General features: G+C 62.9%; 19 protein-coding genes. 13 read left to right on the top strand and 6 right to left on the bottom strand.

From position 1 onward, the window contains the following. The first annotated feature begins 7 nt into the window (after nucleotides 1-7). The gene (locus tag ACFQ95_RS23885) at nucleotides 8-889 is read left to right on the top strand and encodes an N-acetylneuraminate lyase (RefSeq protein WP_422835140.1); all 882 of its coding nucleotides are present in this window, start codon (nucleotides 8-10) and stop codon (nucleotides 887-889) included. Between the two features lie 45 nt (nucleotides 890-934). Here ACFQ95_RS23885 and ACFQ95_RS23880 read toward each other — a convergent pair whose 3' ends face one another. Further along, complete coding sequence (locus tag ACFQ95_RS23880) at nucleotides 935-3937, bottom strand: L-glutamate gamma-semialdehyde dehydrogenase (RefSeq protein ID WP_422835138.1); 3003 nt, start codon at nucleotides 3935-3937, stop codon at nucleotides 935-937. A gap of 115 nt (nucleotides 3938-4052) precedes the next feature. Between ACFQ95_RS23880 and ACFQ95_RS23875 the strand changes: the two genes are divergently transcribed. The 4 genes from ACFQ95_RS23875 (at nucleotide 4053) to ACFQ95_RS23860 (ending at nucleotide 7139) form a co-directional block, all read left to right on the top strand. Next, nucleotides 4053-4529 carry an Lrp/AsnC ligand binding domain-containing protein gene (locus ACFQ95_RS23875; protein ID WP_422835136.1) on the top strand — a complete coding sequence of 159 codons (477 nt, stop codon included), beginning with the start codon at nucleotides 4053-4055 and terminating at the stop codon, nucleotides 4527-4529. Nucleotides 4530-4747: 218 nt separating this feature from the next. Next, complete coding sequence (locus tag ACFQ95_RS23870) at nucleotides 4748-5326, top strand: YfiR family protein (RefSeq protein ID WP_422835135.1); 579 nt, start codon at nucleotides 4748-4750, stop codon at nucleotides 5324-5326. Continuing rightward, nucleotides 5323-6606, top strand: a complete 1284-nt coding sequence (locus ACFQ95_RS23865; RefSeq protein ID WP_422835133.1) for a diguanylate cyclase domain-containing protein — start codon at nucleotides 5323-5325, stop codon at nucleotides 6604-6606. Before ACFQ95_RS23870 ends, ACFQ95_RS23865 begins: the two co-directional genes overlap by 4 nt. Further along, entirely contained in the window at nucleotides 6603-7139 is a 537-nt protein-coding gene (locus ACFQ95_RS23860; RefSeq protein ID WP_422835132.1) for an OmpA family protein, read from the top strand. Before ACFQ95_RS23865 ends, ACFQ95_RS23860 begins: the two co-directional genes overlap by 4 nt. 41 nt (nucleotides 7140-7180) lie before the next feature. Here the strand turns inward: ACFQ95_RS23860 and ACFQ95_RS23855 are convergent, their stop codons facing one another. Then, nucleotides 7181-7891, bottom strand: a complete 711-nt coding sequence (locus ACFQ95_RS23855) for a YggS family pyridoxal phosphate-dependent enzyme (RefSeq protein WP_422835131.1) — start codon at nucleotides 7889-7891, stop codon at nucleotides 7181-7183. A gap of 35 nt (nucleotides 7892-7926) precedes the next feature. On the opposite strand from ACFQ95_RS23855, the gene ACFQ95_RS23850 reads away from it, so the two are divergent. The 4 genes from ACFQ95_RS23850 (at nucleotide 7927) to ACFQ95_RS23835 (ending at nucleotide 11944) form a co-directional block, all read left to right on the top strand. Then, nucleotides 7927-8970 carry a type IV pilus twitching motility protein PilT gene (locus tag ACFQ95_RS23850; protein WP_422835130.1) on the top strand — a complete coding sequence of 348 codons (1044 nt, stop codon included), beginning with the start codon at nucleotides 7927-7929 and terminating at the stop codon, nucleotides 8968-8970. Between the two features lie 26 nt (nucleotides 8971-8996). Next, nucleotides 8997-9629 carry a cyclic nucleotide-binding domain-containing protein gene (locus ACFQ95_RS23845; protein ID WP_422835128.1) on the top strand — a complete coding sequence of 211 codons (633 nt, stop codon included), beginning with the start codon at nucleotides 8997-8999 and terminating at the stop codon, nucleotides 9627-9629. A 118-nt stretch (nucleotides 9630-9747) separates the two neighbouring features. Then, entirely contained in the window at nucleotides 9748-10884 is a 1137-nt protein-coding gene (locus ACFQ95_RS23840; protein WP_422835126.1) for a PilT/PilU family type 4a pilus ATPase, read from the top strand. Between the two features lie 145 nt (nucleotides 10885-11029). Next, on the top strand, nucleotides 11030-11944 hold the full coding sequence (locus tag ACFQ95_RS23835; protein WP_422835125.1) for an NAD(P)-dependent oxidoreductase: 915 nt from the start codon (nucleotides 11030-11032) through the stop codon (nucleotides 11942-11944). 66 nt (nucleotides 11945-12010) lie between these two features. Here the strand turns inward: ACFQ95_RS23835 and ACFQ95_RS23830 are convergent, their stop codons facing one another. The 3 genes from ACFQ95_RS23830 to ACFQ95_RS23820 all read right to left on the bottom strand — a co-directional run bounded on the left by ACFQ95_RS23830 (nucleotide 12011) and on the right by ACFQ95_RS23820 (nucleotide 13978). Beyond that, nucleotides 12011-12649 carry a BON domain-containing protein gene (locus ACFQ95_RS23830; protein ID WP_422835123.1) on the bottom strand — a complete coding sequence of 213 codons (639 nt, stop codon included), beginning with the start codon at nucleotides 12647-12649 and terminating at the stop codon, nucleotides 12011-12013. Further along, a complete protein-coding gene (locus ACFQ95_RS23825) occupies nucleotides 12646-13245 on the bottom strand; it encodes a phosphoheptose isomerase (RefSeq protein WP_422835121.1) in 600 nt (199 codons plus the stop codon). Before ACFQ95_RS23825 ends, ACFQ95_RS23830 begins: the two co-directional genes overlap by 4 nt. A 160-nt stretch (nucleotides 13246-13405) precedes the next feature. Then, entirely contained in the window at nucleotides 13406-13978 is a 573-nt protein-coding gene (locus ACFQ95_RS23820) for a DUF1003 domain-containing protein (RefSeq protein WP_422835120.1), read from the bottom strand. A gap of 197 nt (nucleotides 13979-14175) precedes the next feature. On the opposite strand from ACFQ95_RS23820, the gene ACFQ95_RS23815 reads away from it, so the two are divergent. The 4 genes from ACFQ95_RS23815 to ACFQ95_RS23800 all read left to right on the top strand — a co-directional run bounded on the left by ACFQ95_RS23815 (nucleotide 14176) and on the right by ACFQ95_RS23800 (nucleotide 16424). Beyond that, entirely contained in the window at nucleotides 14176-14481 is a 306-nt protein-coding gene (locus ACFQ95_RS23815) for a hypothetical protein (RefSeq protein WP_422835118.1), read from the top strand. A 71-nt stretch (nucleotides 14482-14552) separates the two neighbouring features. Continuing rightward, nucleotides 14553-15659 (top strand): DNA topoisomerase IB, encoded by a 1107-nt coding sequence (locus tag ACFQ95_RS23810; protein ID WP_422835116.1) that lies wholly within the window; start codon nucleotides 14553-14555, stop codon nucleotides 15657-15659. After that, the gene (locus tag ACFQ95_RS23805) at nucleotides 15656-15943 is read left to right on the top strand and encodes a hypothetical protein (RefSeq protein ID WP_422835114.1); all 288 of its coding nucleotides are present in this window, start codon (nucleotides 15656-15658) and stop codon (nucleotides 15941-15943) included. Before ACFQ95_RS23810 ends, ACFQ95_RS23805 begins: the two co-directional genes overlap by 4 nt. 220 nt (nucleotides 15944-16163) lie before the next feature. Next, nucleotides 16164-16424 (top strand): hypothetical protein, encoded by a 261-nt coding sequence (locus ACFQ95_RS23800; RefSeq protein ID WP_422835112.1) that lies wholly within the window; start codon nucleotides 16164-16166, stop codon nucleotides 16422-16424. A gap of 33 nt (nucleotides 16425-16457) precedes the next feature. Here the strand turns inward: ACFQ95_RS23800 and ACFQ95_RS23795 are convergent. Further along, on the bottom strand, nucleotides 16458-19633 hold a 3176-nt coding region (locus tag ACFQ95_RS23795; RefSeq protein ID WP_422835110.1), incomplete at its 5' end, for an EAL domain-containing protein.

Here is a 19633-nt window from a genome sequence, read left to right as displayed (position 1 = left end):
ATCAACCATGCCAAACCATCCACTCGCCGGCGTCTTCTCGGCGCTGATCACGCCGCTGCATGCCGACGGCACGCTGAACCTGGACCTGCTACCCGCCCTGGCCGATGCACAGATCGCCCAAGGCCTCCACGGCTTCTATGTGGGCGGCAGCACCGGCGAGGCGTTTTTGCAGTCACCTGCGGAACGCCAGGCCGTGCTCGCCGCTTTTGCGCGCGCCAACAAGGGACGCGCCAAACTCATCGCCCATGTGGGCGCCATCGCCACACACGAGGCCATAGGTCTGGCGCATGCGGCGGCCGATGCGGGTTATGACGCGATCTCGGCCATCCCGCCGTTTTATTACGACTTCTCCGCCGCCGAAGTGCTGGCCCACTACCGCGCCCTGGCCGATGCCACGCCGCTGCCACTCATCGTCTACAACTTCCCGGCCAAGTCGGCCCGGCCGCTGTCCACCAAGGATTTGCTGACGCTGCTGGAGCATCCCAAGATCATCGGCGTCAAACACACCTCGCAAAACCTCTACCAACTGGAGCGCCTCAAGACCGCTGCGCCGCATGCCGTGGTCTACAACGGTTTTGACGAGATGTTTGTCGGCGGTGTGGCCATGGGCGCCGACGGCGGCATAGGCACGACCTACAACTTCATGGGCAAGTTATTTGTGCAAATGTGGAACGCCGTGCGCGCCGGTCAACTCGACCAGGCGCGGGCGCTGCAGACGCGGGCCAATGCGGTGATAGATGTGTTGATTGATGTCGGGGTGTTCCCCGGCACCAAGGCCATACTGCAGCTGCAAGGCCTGGACTGCGGCCCCTGCCGGGCGCCGTTTGCCGCCCTCACCGAGGCGCAGCGCGCCAAGCTGGCACAGGTGTTCCAAAGCCATCTGGCCTAGGAACCTGCAAGCTGGCGAAGGCCCAGCCCTCGGTGCCGGGCCAGCTTAGGGCATGGCCGCCAACAAGGCCGCATTGCCGCCCGCCGCCGTGGTGTTCACCGTCACCGTCTTCTCCGCGCAGAAGCGGAACAGGTAGTGCGGGCCGCCGGCCTTGGGCCCGGTGCCGCTCAGGCCTTCGCCACCAAACGGCTGCACCCCCACCACCGCGCCAATGATGTTGCGGTTGACATAGATGTTGCCGGTGTGGGCATGGGATGCCAGGGCCTGGGCGCGCGAGTCTATGCGGGTCTGGATGCCCAGCGTGAGGCCGTAACCCAGCGTATTGACCTGCTCTATGACCTGCTGCGCATCACCACTCCAGCGCACGATGTGCAGCACCGGGCCAAAGATTTCCTGGCGCACTTGCTCAACGCCTTGCAGCTCGAACGCGTGCGGCGCGATCAGGTGCTTCATCACTTGCGGCTGCTCGTTCGGCGCCACCACCACCTTGGCGCTGGTCTTCAGGCGCTGGATGTGGTTCTGGATGTTGTCGAACGCCTCTTTGTCGATCACCGGGCCCACATCGGTGGCCAACTCTGCCGGGTTGCCCACCACCAAGGCTTGGGCGGCGCCCTGGATCATCTCGATCACGCCATCGGCAATCTCTTCGTGCAGGCACAACAGGCGCAGCGCCGAGCAGCGTTGGCCGGCGCTGCGGAAGGCGGACTGCACCACGGCGTCGACCACTTGCTCGGGCAGCGCGGTCGAGTCGACCAGCATGGCGTTGATGCCACCGGTTTCGGCGATCAGCGGCACGATGGGGCCATCCTTGGCGGCGAGTGCACGGTTGATGTGGCGCGCCACCGGCGTGGAGCCGGTGAACACCACACCGGCGATGCCGGGCAGCGCAACCAAGGCCGCGCCCACGGTTTCACCGGGGCCGTGCAGCAGTTGCACCGCCGCTTCTGGCACACCGGCGGCATGCAGCAATTGCACAGCGGCGGCAGCGACTGCTGGCGTTTGTTCGGCAGGCTTGGCCAACACGGTGTTGCCGGTGGCCAGGGCTGCGGCCACCTGGCCCATGAAGATGGCCAGCGGGAAGTTCCACGGGCTGATACACACCCACACGCCACGCGCGGTCAGGCGCAACTCGTTGGTTTCACCCGTGGGGCCAGGCAACGCCACGGGCGCCATGATGCGTGTGGCTTCGTCGGCGTAATAACGCATGAAGTCCACCGCCTCGCGCACCTCAGACACCGCGTCGCCCCAGGTCTTGAAGGCTTCCTTGACCAGCAACGCGCAGAACTGGGGCAGTTGCGCTTCGAGTGCGTCGGCGGCTTGGCGCAGGCTGGCGGCGCGTTCCTCTACCGGCTTGGCACTCCAAACTTTGTAGCTGGCGGCGCTCGCTGCATAAGCCGCAGAGGCGTTTTTGACATCAAACTCTGGAATAAAAGGCACGGCTACCGCATCGGCCGCGGCACGCAGCGGGGCGAACATGGGCTCCACCGTCAAATCCAAACCACTGCTGTTGCGGCGCGGCGCACACAGGCCGCTGGCCGATGCGGCGATGAACAGGTCTTTAGGCAAGGGCAGAGAGGATTGCGGCTCCAGGCGCAGCGGCGACACCAGGATCTCGTCCATGCCCACCGATTCGTCGGCCAACTGGTGCACAAACGACGAGTTGGCGCCGTTCTCCAGCAGGCGGCGCACCAGGTAGGCCAGCAGGTCGCGGTGCGCGCCCACGGGGGCGTAGACGCGGCAGTGGATCAGCGGGTTCTTCAGCACTTCGCGGTAAACACCTTCGCCCATGCCGTGCAGGCGCTGCAGTTCAAACTTGGCGCCGCTGCGTGCGGCCATGTGCAGGATGGCGGCGATGGTGGCGGCGTTGTGTGTGGCGAACTGCGAGTAGATGGTGTCGGCCGCATCCAGCATGGCTTGCGCACAAGCCAGGTAGGACACATCGGTGTGGTGCTTGTGGGTGTAGACCGGGTAGTAGGGCAGGCCCTGCTCCTGCGCACGCTTGATTTCGGAATCCCAATACGCGCCCTTCACCAGCCGGCACATCAGGCGCAGCTTGTATTTGCGGCCAATGGCGGCCACTTCCTGTATGAGTTCCAGCGCACGTGTTTGGTAGGCCTGCATGGCCAGGCCAAAGCCGCCCCACTGCGGGTGGTGCTGCGCAATCTTGGCGGCCAGCGCTTCGAAGATGTCCAGCGACAGCTCCAGCCGGTCCACCTCTTCGGCATCAATCGTCAGGTTGATGTTGGCGCGGGCCGCCTGTTCACACAAACCCCACACCTGGGGCACCAACTCGGCCATCACACGCGCTTTTTGCGCGTCTTCATAACGCGGGTGCAAGGCACTGAGCTTGATGGAAATGCCGTCGTTCTGCTCGGTGGCCACGCCGAGGACGGCACGTTTGGCAATGGCTTCAATCGCTTGTTGGTAGCTGCGCAGGTAACGCGCGGCGTCGGCGGTGGTGCGCGCGCCCTCGCCCAGCATGTCGTAGCTGAAGCGTAATTGCTTGATCTTCTTGCGCGCCGAATCGGCTTCGTCCATGGCCGCACCAATGGTCTGGCCCAGCACAAATTGGTGGCCTAACAACTGCACGGCGCGCACGGTGGCGGCCACCACGGTCTTGGCGCCCAGGCGGGTCATCAGGCCTTGTTCACCATCGGTGCCGGGCAGGAACTTCTTCGACAGGGCGATGGCCGAGCCGGAGAGTTTGGCCATGGTGGAACGGCCCAACACATGCCCATCGGCACCGTCGCTGCCGTCAAACTCGGCGCGGCCCAGTTGGTCGGCCGTCAGGGCGATGGCGGTTTCGGTATCGGGCACACGCAGCAAGGCTTCGGCCAGGCGCATCAAGGCCAGGCCTTCGGCGCTGGAGATCGGGTACTCGCGCAGCAGGCTTTCCATGGCCCAGAACGGCGGCGGGTTGTCGCGCACGGCTTGCACCCAGGGGCGGGCCACGGCCGTGGCCTCGGGCCAGTTCAGGCTATTGGCCAACTGGCTCAGGCGGTGGGCCACAACGTCGGCTTCGGGGCGGTAGGGAATGGGGAGGCGCATGGTTTTTTCCGGCTTTCGCAATTCAAGGAGTAACTTTTACAATTACGCAATGTTGCCCATATCACTGGTGAATATTTATCCATAATTGCCGATCAAACAGAATAATTCACTACTAATGTCGGAAAATTCAACAACCCTCGATCGCCTGGACCGGCGCATCCTCGATGTTTTACAGCGCGATGGCCGCATCTCCAACCTCAAGCTGGCCGAAGCCGTGGCGCTGTCGCCCACCGCCGTGCTGGCACGCACCCAGCGCCTCACGCGCGACGGCTACATCCTGGGCTACGAGGCGCGGCTCAACCCCTTGTTGCTGGACGCCGCCATGTTGGTGTTTGTCGAGGTTTTGCTGGACCGCACCACGCCGAATGTGTTCGATGCCTTCAAGGCTGCCGTGCAGGTACACCCCGAAATCATGGAGTGCCACATGGTCGCGGGTGGCTTCGACTACCTGCTGAAGACGCGCATGGCCGATATGACGGCCTACCGCGAATTCGCCGGCACGGTGTTGTGGCAGTTGCCCGGCATCCGCGAAACACGCACTTATGCCGTGATGGAAGAGGTGAAGAACTCCACGCGGCTGTCTTTGTTGTAGCGCCGCATGCGCGCGCTGCGAGTTGGCGCAGCCAGAGGCTTGGTGGTGATTTATGCGGCATTTCGCCAAATACTTGGCTGTTAGAGTTCACAGGTCAGCCGAATAATCGCTTCGCCCGTTTTGTATCTCAAGGATGCAGGATCACGGCCCCAGCCATTCGCGGCTGCCCTCTCTACATGCACGCTTTTATCTTGCCCCTGTCCGCCCATCCTCTCACTGTGATTGTCCTCCCGCGCCGCACACTGCTGCGTTGGCTGACGGCCATGGCTTTGTGCCTGGCTGCTTTGTGCGGCGCCGCCCAGGCGCAACAGAACGACGAAACCGGCATGCAGTTGGCCGCACAGGAGCGGCCCGGCATTCTGGAGACGGTGCGCGGCATCCTGGGCTATGTGCGCTGGCCCGGCGACCCCAACCCGATTCGGCTCTGTGTGCTGGGCAGCAATGCGCCAGCCGCCAAGTTATTGGCCGCCAGCATGGCGGATCTTGGGGAACGCAAAGTGCAGATGCTGCAGCCGACAAGCGAAATCGGCATCGGCCAGCGCTGCGACGCCGTGTTTGTGGCTGCCAACAGTGCTTTGTCCTGGCGCAAAGTTCTGGAGCAAATCTCCGGTCAGCCGGTGCTGAGCTTGTGTGAACGCTCACCTGCCTGCACCACCGGCAGCATGTTCTACCTGGACATCTCACCACAGGACCACGTGCAGTTTGAAGTCGACATTGACGCCGTGGCCCGCAGCAGCGTGCGCGTCAACCCGCAGGTGCTGCGGCTGGGCCGGCGCCCCGGCGGGAGGACGTCGTGAGTTTCGGCCGGGCCTCCAAAGCCAGCAGCGACACACGCGTCAGCCTGCGCACGGTGCTGCGCCGGGCACACTTTCGCGTGGCCTTGGTGACGATGGCAGGTGTCGCGCTGTGCCTGACCCTGGCCGCCACCCTGGCACTGCGCAGCTACGCCAAACACAACGAAGACCTGCTGGCACGCTCGATTGCCTACACCGCAGAAGCGGCGGTGGTGTTCCGCGACGAAGATGCCATCCGGGAAGTGCTCCAGATGATAGGTGTGCAGGAGTCCCTGGGTAACGCCACCATCTTGAGCACCAGCGGCGAAATACTGGGGCGCTACAGCCCCGCCGCCGCCAGCCTGCAGACCCGCCTGGCGGCCAGCTTGCAAGCGTGGCTGCTGCCAGAGCCCGGTGCCGCGCCCATCGTCTACCAAGGCCGCACCATCGCCCAGGTCTCTCTGCGGGATGGCGGCGCGGGCTTGCTGCAGTTTGTCGCCGCAGGTCTGCTCAGCCTGCTGGTGTGTATGGCGCTGTGTTTTGTGGCGGTGCGCCATTTGTCCGACCGGCTGCGCCGCGAAATCATGCAGCCCGTGAAAGCCTTGATGAACGTCACGCATTCGGCCCGCAAGGCCCTGGGCCAACCACATCGTGCACCCGCTTCGCCGATTCTGGAGCTGCACGAGCTCGGCGAGGACTTCAATGCGCTGCTGAGTGAAATCGAGGCCCACCAAACGCAGTTGCGGCAGGAAAACAAATCGCTTTCGCACCAGGCCAACCACGACAGCCTGACCGGCTTGCCCAACCGCGCCCACTTCCGCCGCCGCCTCCACCGCCTGTTGCAGGACGCCGAATCGAATGGCACCCGCGTCGGCGTGCTGTACCTGGACAACGACCACTTCAAATCCATCAACGACCGCTTTGGCCACGCCGCAGGCGACGCCCTGCTGGTGGAAGTGGCGCAGCGTGTGACGGCCCAGCTGCGCGAAACCGATCTCGTGGCGCGGCTGGGTGGTGATGAATTCGCGGTGCTGCTCAGCCCGCTGCAAAACGACGAGGACGCCGAACGTATCGCCGACAAGATCCTGCACAGCATGCACACGCCGCTGAGCCTGCGCCCGGGTGAGCACATCGTGCCGTCCCTGAGCATTGGCATCGCCGTCTACCCCAGCCATGGGGCAACCATAGAAACCTTGTTGCGCGCGGCCGACCTGGCCATGTACCGGGTGAAGTCGCAACAGCGCGGCAGCCGCCACCTCTACAACGCCACTACCGACACCACTGATTTCGAGGACCTGAGTTGAACGCCGCCATCCCCTTGCCCCATCTGCCCACACTTCGCCGACGTGCGCTGCTGAGCACGGTATGTGTTTGCGTCGGTGCACTGACCCTGCCCGGCTGCCAGACCGCACCGGTGGCTGTGCCCCAGGATGTCAGAGCCAGCCGTGAAGCGGAATTCAAGCGCCTGGGTTTTGTGCAAACCGCCGATGGCTGGGAATATGCCTTTACCGGCAAGATCCTGTTCGACACCGCCTCGGATGTGCTCGACCCCGAAAGCCAGGCCACGGCAGAACGCATAGGCCAAGCCCTGCGCAAGCTGGACGTGACGCTGCTGCGCGTGGAAGGCCACACCGACAACACCGGCACACCGGCGTTCAACCAGACGCTGTCCTTGCGGCGCGCCGAAGCGGTGGCATTGGCCCTGGTGCAACAAGGCCTGCCCAAATCAGAGATGCAGATCAAGGGATGGGGGGCGGAGCGCCCCATCACCGACAACAATACCGCCGGCAGCCGCATGCAAAACCGCCGCGTGGCGGTGATCGTGCCGGCGCAGTAAGCGCGCCCTAGCGCGTTCGACGACGTGCGAGCCGGTTCCCGCTAGCGCTGCGGCGCGCGGCCGCCAAAAATCGCCGATCCCACCCGCACCATGGTGCTCCCGGCCTGGATGGCCGCCCCCATATCGGCCGTCATGCCCATGGACAGCGTGTCGAAGCGTTCCCAGCCAGGCGAGCCACGTTCGGCCCGGCCCAGCGCGTCAAACAAGGCTTTGCTGCGCTGGTGCACCGCGAGTTGCGCGGCGGGATCGTCATGCGGCTCAGGAATCGTCATCAGACCGCGCAGTTGCAGACGCGGCAAGCCTGCGATCTGCTGGCACAAGGCCAAGGTATCTTCCGCTGCCACACCGGCCTTGGTGGCGCCACCGTCAATGTTGACCTGTACACACACCTGCAACGGCGCCAGCGCCGCCGGCCGCTGGTCACTCAGGCGCTGCGCCAGGCGCTGGCTGCCCACGGTGTGCAGCCAATCGAAGTGTTCGGCCACAAGCCGGCTTTTGTTGCTCTGCACCGGGCCAATGCAGTGCCACACCAAGCGCAAGTCGCGCAAGGCGGCGATTTTCTCCAGGGCTTCCTGGATGTAGTTTTCGCCAAAGTCGGTCTGGCCGGCAGCGTGGGCTTCACGGATGTCATCCGGGCCAAAGGTTTTGGAGACGGCCAGCAGACGTACCGAGTCTGCGGGGCGCCCGGCGGCGGCGCAGGCTGTCGTGATCCCGTCACGCACGCCTTGGAGTTTGTTACCAATGGTAGTCATAATGAGCCAAGCCTACCAAAATCACCGAGGGATACGTGGATATAACCCAACTGCTCGCTTTCAGCGTCAAGAACAAAGCGTCAGATTTACACCTGTCTGCGGGCTTGCCGCCGATGATCCGTGTGCACGGTGATGTGCGCCGCATCAATGTCGAGCCGCTGGACCATAAAACTGTCTACGCCATGGTCTACGACATCATGAGCGACAGCCAGCGCAAGCACTACGAAGAGTTTTTGGAAGTCGACTTCTCCTTCGAGATTGAAGGCCTGGCGCGTTTTCGCGTGAACGCGTTCAACCACAACCGTGGCGCGGGTGCGGTGCTGCGGACCATTCCCTCGAAGATCCTGACGCTGGAGCAGCTCAACGCGCCGAAGATTTTTGGCGAATTGGCGCTCAAGCCGCGCGGCCTGGTGCTGGTGACCGGCCCCACCGGCTCGGGCAAGTCGACCACGCTGGCGGCGATGGTCAACTACCTGAACGAAACCGAATACGCCCACGTGCTGACGGTCGAAGATCCAATTGAGTTTGTGCACGAGTCGAAGAAATGCCTGATCAACCAGCGCGAAGTCGGCCCGCACACGCTAAGCTTCGCCGCCGCGCTGAAGTCCGCCCTGCGCGAAGATCCGGACGCCATTCTGGTGGGCGAAATGCGCGACCTGGAAACCATTCGTCTGGCCATGACGGCGGCCGAAACCGGCCACCTGGTGTTTGGTACGCTGCACACCTCCAGCGCGGCCAAAACCATAGACCGTATCATTGACGTGTTCCCGGCCGACGAAAAGGAAATGGTGCGGGCGATGTTGTCCGAATCATTGCAGGCGGTGATTTCGCAAACGCTTTGCAAGACCAAGGACGGCCAGGGCCGCGTGGCGGCGCACGAGATCATGCTCGGCACCCCGGCCATTCGCAACCTGATCCGCGAAGCCAAGGTGGCGCAGATGTATTCGACGATTCAGACCAGCAACGCCGTAGGCATGCAGACGCTGGACCAGAATCTGACAGACCTGGTGCGGCGCAACATCATCAGCCCGCAAGAAGCGCGCGGCAAGGCCAAGATTCCAGAGAACTTCCCAGGCTAAATAAAAGAACAACGGAGATCCGTCCCATGAAGGGCATCCTCGACTTCCTCAAGCCCAAGGGCGACGCACCATCCGAACGCAGTGGCGTCGACTCGGTGCTGTTTACCACGGCCTTCGCTGGCTCGGGGCTAGACCCGTCCATGCTGATTCCTTGGGAGGCCCGTGCGGTTGAGGTCGGCGCCAAGCGGCTGTCGTCCAGCCAAGGCGTACGTCAATTGCAAACACTCTGGTCCAAAGACAAAAACATGGCGGCGCTGCCCGCCACGTCCATAGAACGCATGGAGCGTTTTGTGCAGTTCGCCAGCGTGCCCGGCGGGCGCGATCTGATTCGCCAAGGCGAGTACGGCAACTTCATGATCGTGCTGCTCAAGGGCACCATCGCGGTGGACCGGCTGCAGCCCTGGGGTGAACATTTGCGCCTGGCCGAAACCAAGCCCGGCGACATCCTGGGTGAAATGTCGCTGCTCGACAGCGGCATGCGCTTCTCGGCCTGCACCACGCTGGACGACTGCGAAATCGCCGCGCTCAGCGCCGAAGCCATGGACGAGATGATGGCCGCCGACCCACATCTGGCCGCCAACCTGATCGCGCTGCTGGCGCGCAAACTCTCGTTGCGCCTGCGTGCCGTGAGTGCACGCTTCAGCGACCGGCCGAACTAGAGTGAACGCCACCATGCGCATCTCGGCACCGTTTCTCTTCGCATGCCGCCCTGGCTCCCTGGCGCGGCCGCTGCACCGTCATGTCCCACGCGCGCCTCGCGCCCGATAGGAACGCAAAATGGAAAGAGACCAGGCCAGTAAATTCATCAACGACCTGCTCAAGCTGATGATCAGTCGCAACGGCAGCGACCTGTTCCTCACCGCAGACTTCCCGCCCGGCATCAAGATGGACGGCAAGATTGCCAAAGTCTCGCCCCAGCCGCTCACCCCGGCCCACACCCTGGCGCTGGCGCGCGCCATCATGAACGACAAGCAGGCGGCCGAGTTCGAGCGTACCAAGGAGTGCAACTTCGCCATTGCGCCCGGCGGCGTGGGCCGCTTCCGCGTCAATGCCTTCATTCAGCAGGGCCGTGTGGGCATGGTGCTGCGTGTGATTCCGATGACACTGCCCACCATAGACGGGCTGGGTGTGCCGCAGGTGCTCAAAGAGATTGCCATGACCAAACGCGGCCTGTGCATTCTGGTCGGCGCCACCGGCTCGGGCAAATCGACCACGCTCGCGTCCATGGTCGACTGGCGCAATGAAAACTCGTTTGGCCACATCATCACGGTCGAAGACCCGATTGAGTTTGTGCACCCACACAAGAACTGCGTGGTCACCCAGCGCGAAGTGGGCCTGGACACCGACAGTTGGGCATCGGCCCTGAAAAACTCGCTGCGCCAGGCACCCGACGTGATCCTGATGGGTGAAATCCGCGACCGCGAAGCCATGGAACACGCCGTGGAGTTTGCCGAGACCGGCCACCTCTGCCTGGCCACGCTGCACTCCAACAACGCCAACCAGGCGCTCGACCGCATCATCAACTTCTTCCCCGAAGAACGCCGTGCGCAATTGTTGATGGACTTGTCGCTGAATCTCAAGTCCATTGTCTCGCAGCGGCTGATCCCACGCCAGGACGGCAAGGGCCGCGTGGCCACGGTAGAGGTGCTGCTGAACACCCCCCTGGTCTCCGACCTGATCTTCAAGGGCGAGGTCACCGAGATCAAAGAGATCATGAAGAAAAGCCGCAACCTGGGCATGCAGACTTTCGACCAGGCGTTGTTCGACGCTTACGAGAGCCACCAGATCACCTACGAAGACGCCTTGCGCAACGCCGATTCGCTGAACGACCTGCGCCTGCAGATCAAGCTCAACAGCCAACGCGCCAAGTCGCAAGACCTGGCCGCGGGCACCGAGAACTTCGCCATCGTTTAAACACGCAAACCCCAAGAGCCTGTTTACGCTCTCGCTCTATGAGGGGCCGCGCCAGCAGCGCGGGCTTGAGTTTGCGAAAATCTTTCTGCCGCGCCCACCGGGCGCACCACATCCACTTTCTTTTCAGCCATCTCCAGGAGACCGCATGAGCAGCACCAACCCCAAGACCTACGAATCCACGCCCGCGCGCAAAGTCGCGTTCCTGGGCCTGGGCGTCATGGGCTACCCCATGGCCGGGCACTTGGCGCTGGCCGGCCACGAAGTCACGGTGTACAACCGTACCGCTACAAAATCAGAAGCATGGTGCGCAGAATACGCAAGCACCAAAGCCCCAAAACATGCCACAACGCCGCGCCAGGCGGCCATGGGTGCAGACATCGTGTTCTGCTGCGTGGGCAACGACGACGACCTGCGCTCCGTCACCCTGGGGGCCGATGGCGCGTTTGCCGGCATGCAGCCCGGCGCCATCTTTGTCGACCACACCACGGCCTCGGCCGATGTCGCCCGCGAACTGGCGGCGGCCGCCGCCAATCTGGGCCTGCGCTTTGTGGATGCGCCGGTGTCGGGCGGCCAGGCAGGCGCACAAAACGGTGCGCTGACGGTGATGTGCGGCGGTGAACAAGCCGCGTTTGATGCCGTCGCCCCCACCGCCCAAGCCTTCTCGCGTGCGTTTGCGCGTATGGGCGACAGCGGCGCCGGCCAACTGGCCAAGATGGTCAACCAGATCTGTATCGCCGGCCTGGTGCAAGGCCTGAGCGAAGCCGTGGCCTTTGGCCAGAAGGCCGGCCTGGACATGCCCCAGGTGCTGGACGTGATTGGCAAAGGCGCCGCACAAAGCTGGCAGATGGACAACCGTGGCAAAACCATGGTGGCCGACAAGTTCGACTTCGGTTTTGCCGTTGACTGGATGCGCAAAGACCTGGGCCTGGTGCTGGACGAAGCCAAACGCAATGGCGCCCGCCTGCCGGTGACCGCCCTGGTCGACCAGTTTTACGCTGACGTGCAGCAAATGGGTGGCCAGCGCTGGGACACCTCCAGCCTGATCAAACGCTTGCGTTAAGCCAGTTTCACCAAAAACAAGGGCCCGCATCTGCGGGCCCTTGTTTTTGGCATAGACGTGACGAACCTACTTCGCCGTCTTGTTCGTGGTTTGCAAAGTGTTCAGCTCTTGTTCGGTGATGATTTCAAACAAACGCACCACCTTGCTCACACCACTGATGGTGCGCACGAGTTGGGTTGCACGGTCGGCTTCGCGTTGCGTCACTCGGCCCATGAGGTACACCGTGCCACGCTCGGTCACCACCTTGAAGCTGTTGGCTTGCAGGTCCTTGGCGTCCACCAGCGTGGCCTTGACCTTGCCGGTCACCAGGGTGTCGGAGGAGCGCGTCGACAGCGAGCTGGACGCCATGACCGCAGTTTCGTCGACCACAGAGCGCACGTTCTCCACCTTGTTGACGATTTGCAGCACGCGCTCCTTTTGCTCGGCCGTGGGCACTTCGCCGGTCAGCAACACCTGGCGGTTGAAGCTGGTGACGTTGACGTGGACCTTGTCGCCAAAGTAGTCGCCAATGCGGTTCACGGCTTTGAGTTCAATGCCTTCGTCGTCGAGTTGCGCACCCGAGGTGCGGCGATCTGCGGCCACCATCACACCACCGACGGCTGCACCGCCGACCACCAAGGGCACGCAGGCCGAAAGGCTGGCGGCCAACGCGGACACCGCCAACAGGCCAAAAGACAAACGCTTCAAATCAAATTTCTTCGTCATGTAGGGATTTCCTGCTCTCCGAGCAATTGTGAGTCCACGCCGTCGCACAGGCAGTGCAATGCCAGCAAATGGACTTCCTGGATACGGGCCGTGCGGTCGTGTGGCACACAGATGTGCACATCGGTCTCGCGCAGGGCAGCGCCCATCTTGCCGCCGCCCTTGCCGGTCATGGCCACCACCGTCATCTCACGCTGGTGCGCCGCCTCCACCGCCGCCAGGATGTTGGCCGAATTGCCACTGGTGGAGATGGCCAACAACACGTCGCCGGGCTGGCCCAGAGCGCGCACCTGCTTGGAGAAGATGGAGTTGAAGTCGTAGTCGTTGCCAATGGCCGTCAGGATGGAACTGTCGGTGGTCAGCGCAATCGCGCCCAGTTCGGGGCGCTCACGCTCAAAGCGGCCGACAAATTCGGCCGCAAAGTGTTGTGCGTCGGCAGCCGAGCCGCCATTGCCACAGGCCAGCACCTTGCCGCCACTGGTGACGCAGGCCAGCATGGCCTGCACACCGGCTGCAATGGGCTTGCTCAAAGGCTGCGCGGCCTGGTATTTAAGGTCGGCGCTGTCGATGAAATGTTGTTGAATGCGTTGCTCAATCATGGTGTTGATGATACCCGCGCGCCACGCGCCGGATAAATATGAGTGATTTCAAGCTGTGACAGATGATTTCCACTGCTATACAAATCAAGAGCTTAGAGCGCAATTTAAATTGAAAAGTTCATAAAGTTCAAAAATAGGCTGTGCCCGGCGCCAGACCACGCTACGCCCGGTGATGGTGTTGATGTTCTGCCCGAATGATTTGTTGCAACACCGCCGAGGGGTCGGTATTGCTGGCAAAGCCCATCACCTCGGCTCGGTGTTCATCCGCTATGTCCATCTTGTCCGCCATTTGCGACAGCAGGCGCAGGATGGCCGTGGTTTCGCGCTCGGTGAGCAGGTTCATCTGCAGATCCAGGTGATGCCGGCGTTCGCTTTCAACCGCCGAGAAATTCTGGCTGATGAGGATCAGCGTCGAAAGAAATATCGCCTCCAGCGAAACCACCAGCATGAGGAACTGGAACGGATAGGGATCAAAGCTCTTGAACATCAGGTTGTCGCCTATCCATACGGCAAACCACACCACATGCAGCCAGAGAAAGCTCGGGCTGCCGCAGAAATCTGCGATCTTTTGCACGGCCCGGTAGAAAGCCGGCTTGTGTCTACGCCGCTCGTCCTCGTGGCAAAGAATGGCCTCGATGTTCTTCTCGGTGAACTCGCTGATGACTTTGTTGACCTTGCCCCGCAGAGGGTGGTCACTGCGCCCATTCGTCAGGATTTCGTTGGCACGGTGCATGGTGTTCTCCGGTAGACACACTAGCCTACAGTGCCGAAACACCATTTGCCACAGCGCGCCGCGCCAGGCGCGCAGTTCGGCTTATCGGCCTACAAGGGCTAGGCGTGTGGCCTGACGCGAACGGCCACCCCATCTCGGCACCCTATTGGGAATGGCACGGCCACAAACAGCCGGCCGGTCAAAAAGCGAGGTGTGTGATGGCTACAGCAGCAAACGTCAATCCGGGCAACGATTGGCAGGACGCCACCAACAAATGCATAGTGACCGAAGAGACTCTTCTGCGCATCATCAATACTGAGTTGAGCTGCCTGACACGAGGCTCTAAAGTCGAAGCACTGATGCCGCAGGAAAGTGAGGAGCGCAACTGGCGCGTTGCCTTGTTTGAACTCGGGCCTTGCGAGGCGGCCGACGACGAACTCCTGCGCCTCGAAGCCCTGGGGTTTGCGTTGGAAGGCTTGAGCCGGGTGTTTGTCGTGGCCTGGCCCTCGTCAGAACTGCAATGAAGTAAGCCCTCAAAGCCCCAGCCTATGAGCCGCATGGCAGCTGCACCCACACAGGGCCACTCCTTTTCACCATGAACCACGCAAGCCCTCCGTTCAGCTCCGGCCCGCGCCTGCGCTGGGTCTCCGACGTGATGCCTGGCATTCGGCGCCACGGCAGCAAAAACGGTTTTACCTATGTAGACCCAATGGGCCGGAAGGTGCAAGACCCGGCGGAGCTGGAACGCATCCGTCTGCTCGCGGTGCCGCCGGCCTACAAAGATGTCTGGATATGCCCGTTATCCAATGGGCATCTGCAGGCCACCGGCCGCGATGCGCGGGATCGCAAACAATACCGCTATCACCCCCGCTGGCAGGTCCAGCGTAGCCAGACCAAGTTCGCCTCTCTGACACACTTCGCCCAAGGCTTGGTAAGGATACGCGCGCGCATCAAGCGTGAGCTGGCCAGCGGCAACAGCCCGACCCAGTCGCGTGTGTTGGCGGCGCTTGTGCATTTGCTGGACACTACCTGGGCGCGTATTGGAAACGATGCCTACGAGCAGCAGAATGGCTCCTACGGTTTGACCACTTTGCACAATCGGCACAGCCGCATCAAAGGCTCCGAGCTGCAGCTCAGCTTCATAGGCAAGAGCGGCATCCAGCAAAAGCTGTCCATGCAAAACGACCGCGTGGTGCGCCTGGTGCGGCGCTGCCGCGAACTGCCGGGCCAACGCCTGTTCCAGTATCTGGATGACAGCGGTGATGTACACGCCGTCAACTCTTCTGACGTGAATGCCTGGCTGCTCGAAACATCGGGTGAGGCGATCACGGCCAAGGACTTTCGCACCTGGCATGCAAGCGTTCTGGCGCTGCAGCTCTTGACCACGGCGCGCAGCGGCACGGCCGAGGGGGGCTATCCGCTGTCTCTGACCGCCGTCGTGGCCGCCGTGGCCGCGCGCCTGGGCAACACACCCAGCGTATGCAGAAAGTCCTACATCCATCCAGCGGTGCTTGCACTGGGTGAGTCCATGACAGGCGAGGACTCGGCCGAAGCACCGCAACCCCAAGCCTGGCTGAAGGCGCCGGTGCGCAAGCACGGCCTGAGGCCAGCCGAGCGGCAACTGCTGAGCTTTCTCACAGCGCGCGACGGCAAGCCCAAGCTGGCGGAAACACGTCGCCACCGCAACCGGCGGTCGCCATGAAAGAAATCCGCATCTGCTGGCAGCCCAACGTCGTGCATGACCACGACTACGACGACCGCCTGCGGCACTGCGGCGGCTGGAAAACACTGGACCGTGAGTTGTTGCGCAATATGCAAGTCCTACGCGACGCCGCCAACCAAGTCTACGGTGCTGGCTCCCATTGGCTGGAGACCAGGAGCATGACGCGCGGTGCCGATCGCAGCGCAGACGGCCCATCGCAGGCGCCCACCGCAACAACACCCGGCGACGCTTCCGAGAAGCCCAGGGACGAAACTGCGAGCTGAAGAGCGACGACATGGGCACGACCTTGCTGACGGCGCTGGGGCTGAGGCTTCAGTCGGCTCGCCTGGCCGTGTGTTTGCAGTCAACGGCTCCTTCGGCAAGTTCTACAAGCCCCCGGCTCCATCAGATTGCTGCGATTTCAGACACCGGCGTGTGCTGCCGACCTACAGGCGCCCCTACAGGGCCTGCGTTAAAACCCAAGCTTCAACGGTCGAGGTACGCATGGAAACCAAAATCAGCAGTGAACGCCGCCAAGCCAGCAGTGGCAAACGTGTGCCCTTCAAAGTGACAATCAACCGCGACGGAAGCACGGCCATGTGGGACGGCGAGATCCTGCTGCGCCCAGGCCTGTGGCACCGTTTACGCGGCGGCGTGGTGTTCAAGGTCGAGGCCGACACCGTGAGCGACAGCGTCATTGAAGCGTTTGACCGCGAGCTGGAAACGCTGGATCTGCAGGCGCTGAACGAGAGCTACGCCAAATAGCGGGCGGCGCTGGGCAGTGGGCCCACACCCTCTTCACAGGTGGGCCGGCCGCGCCAAGCGCGAAAAGCTGGCCATGGCGTCCAACAGTCCCTCTTCTGGGCCGGGACGCGCAAAATAATAGCCCTGAAAGCCATCACAGCCCATCTCGGCCAAGGCCTGGTGATGCGCGGCGGTTTCCACCCCTTCGGCGATGACCTGCAGCCCCAGGCTTTGCCCCAGTGCCACCACGGTGCGCGCGATCACGGCATCGCTGGGGTCGGTGAGGATGTCGCGCACGAAGGATTGGTCAATCTTCAACTGATCCAATGGCAGGCGTTTGAGGTAAGACAAAGACGAATAACCGGTGCCGAAATCGTCCAGTGAAAAGCCCACCCCCAGCGCCTTGATCTGGTTCATTTTGACGATGGCGTCTTCCACATCTTCAACCAGCATGCTTTCGGTCAGCTCGAGCTTCAGCAGGCTTGGCGCGGCACCCACCTGGTTTAATGCCTGCGCCACCTCCTGCACAAAGTCCGATTGGGCAAATTGCGAGGCGCTGACGTTGACGGCCATGGTCCAGTGGCCCGTGCGCGGATCGGCGGCCCAGGCCACGAGTTGGGCGCAGGCGCTCTGCAACACCCAGCGGCCCAGCGGCAGGATCAGCCCGGTCGCTTCGGCCAGCGGTATGAACTGCGCGGGCGTCACCAGGCCACGCGCCGGATCTTGCCAGCGCACCAGGGCTTCGACACCGGTGCAGCGGCCCGCGCGATCGATCTGCATTTGGTAGTGCAGCACAAACTCCTGCTGCGCTATGCCCCGGCGCAAGGCGCGTTCACTGGCTTCGTGCGCGGCCACCGCGGCTTGCATGGCGGGGTCGAAAAAGCGCGCGGTGTTGCGCCCCGCTGCCTTGGCCTGGTACATCGCCAGATCGGCCTTTTTCATCAGGTCGTCCAGGCTTTCACCGTCGCCATCAAACAGCACGATACCAATGCTGGTGGTGCTCTCATGGTTTTGCTCGCGCAAGCGGAAAGGCGCCTTGAAGGCCAGCAGGATCTTCTCGGCAATATGTTCGGCCTGGGCGCCAGCGTCCGCTGCGCGCGCATGCAGCCCTTCCAGCAACACCACAAACTCATCCCCACCGATGCGCGCCACGCTATCGCATTCGCGCACGCAATGTTGCAGCCTGCTGGCCACCTGCTGCAGCAAGATGTCACCCACGTCGTGCCCGGCGGTGTCGTTCAGCAGCTTGAAGTTGTCCAGGTCCAGCAGCATCAAGGCCGCGTGCTGGCCGTTGCGCGTCGACGTGGCCACGGCCAGGCGCAGGCGGTCCATCAACAGCCGCCGGTTGGGCAGCCCGGTCAACAGGTCAGAGAACGCCAAGCGGCGGATCTCCTCCATATCGGCACGCTGCTGCGTGATGTCGCGCACCACGCCAATGAAGGCCACCACATCGTCCTGCTCGCTGCGCGAGAGCGAAAGGCTCATGGGGAAGTGTGTGCCGTCCTGGCGCCGGCCTTCGAGTTCGCGTGGCGCACTGCCCGCCTCGAGCAGTGCGCCACGGCTGCTGTCTTGATGGAATGCCATGGTGTCGGCCATCAAGACGCCTACGTCGCGGCCGACCACGTCCTCTTGCGCGCAAGCAAAGATGGCACAGGCCGCGCGGTTGAGAGAGCCTATGCGGCCTTCGGCGTCGAGTGTGATCACACCGTCGCTCATATTGTCCAGAATCATCTGTGTGCGTGCCGACGCGGTGCGCAGTTCGTCCACCGCCAGACGGCGCTCGGTGATGTCGTGCAGCGCACCGCGGATGTGGCTGACGCTGCCGTTGCGCACCACCGGGAAGCCTTGCGAACGCACCCAGATGTGGCGGCCGCGTGCGGTGGTCACGGGCAGCTCCATGTCCCATGGCCTGGCATGCTGCACCGCCGCCTGCACGGCGGCACGCACGGTGTCGCGTACCGGCGGGTCGAAAAAGGCCAACACATCCTCCAGCGCGTGGGTTGGTTGCGCCTCTGTCTCGTAGATGCGTGCGGTGGCCTGTGTCCAGGAAGAGCGCCGGGCCGCCACGTCCAGCTCCCAGCCGCCCACCTTGGCCATTTCACCGGTGCGCTCCAGCAGTTCCACCGATGTGGCCAAAGCCTGGCGCACGCGGTACGCCTCGGTGGCATCGCTGAACACCAGCACCACGCCGACAATGCGACCTGAGCCGTCGCGGATGGGCGCAGCATTTTTTGAGATTTGGTACTGCGCACCGTCGCGCGCCAACAAGGTGGTGTGGTTGGACAAGCCCACCACCTCGCCATCCGCCAGCACACGCTGCACCGGATTGGGCACGGGCTTGCCGGTTTCGGCGTGCACCACCCAAAACACCTCGCTCAATGGACGGCCCACCGCCTCTGGAAAGCGCCAGCCGGTCAGCCTCTCGGCCGTGGCATTCATGCGGGTGATGTGCCCGGCCGTGTCGGTGGCGATGACGGCGTCGCCAATCGATTGCAAGGTAATGGAAAGGCTCTCCTCACTCAAGCGCAAACGCTCAGCCGTGCGCTCACGCTCCGTGACGTCGTGGGCCAGGACCAAACGCGCCGGGCGCCCCATGTACAGCAAGGAATGGCCGTTGATTTCCACCAGAATCAGCCGCCCGTCCTTGCAACGGTGGCGCCAAAGCTCCATGTCGCGCTGTCGCTGCTCAGGCGCTCGTTTCACGCTCTCAAGCAGTTGCGGCAGGTCAGCCGACGGCCGTATGTCGCGTATCGTCATGGCCTCAAATTCCGCGCGGCTGTAGCCATAGTGCGCCACGGCGGCATCGTTGACCGCCAGGAACCTGAGTGTCTCCAATTCATACACCCACATCGGGTGCGGGTTGGCTTCAAACAGCTCGCGGTAGCGCGCTTCACTCTCGGCCAGGGATTCGGCGGCCAGCCGCCGCTGCGTCACGTCATGGAAGTAAACCGTCAAGCCTTCGGCAGACGGGTACACACGCAATTCGAACCAGGCACCAAACGATGGGAAGTGCGCCTCCATTTGCACGGGTCGCAAATCCACCAACGCTTGCTGCAGCAACAGCTGCACGGGGTGGCCCACCAGCTCGGGAAACTCGCTCCACACGTGTTTGCCAATCAATGCCTCGGCCGAGCGCCCCATCATCTGCGCCGCCTGCGGATTCACATGGGTGTAGCAAAGATTGCGGTCGGTGGCCACGTAGGCATCGGTGATGCGCTCGAACACCTGCA

Source organism: Variovorax sp. HJSM1_2 (genome assembly GCF_049316285.1).
GTDB lineage: Bacteria > Pseudomonadota > Gammaproteobacteria > Burkholderiales > Burkholderiaceae_C > Rhodoferax_B.
This window is presented reverse-complemented; position numbering and strand designations above follow the sequence as displayed.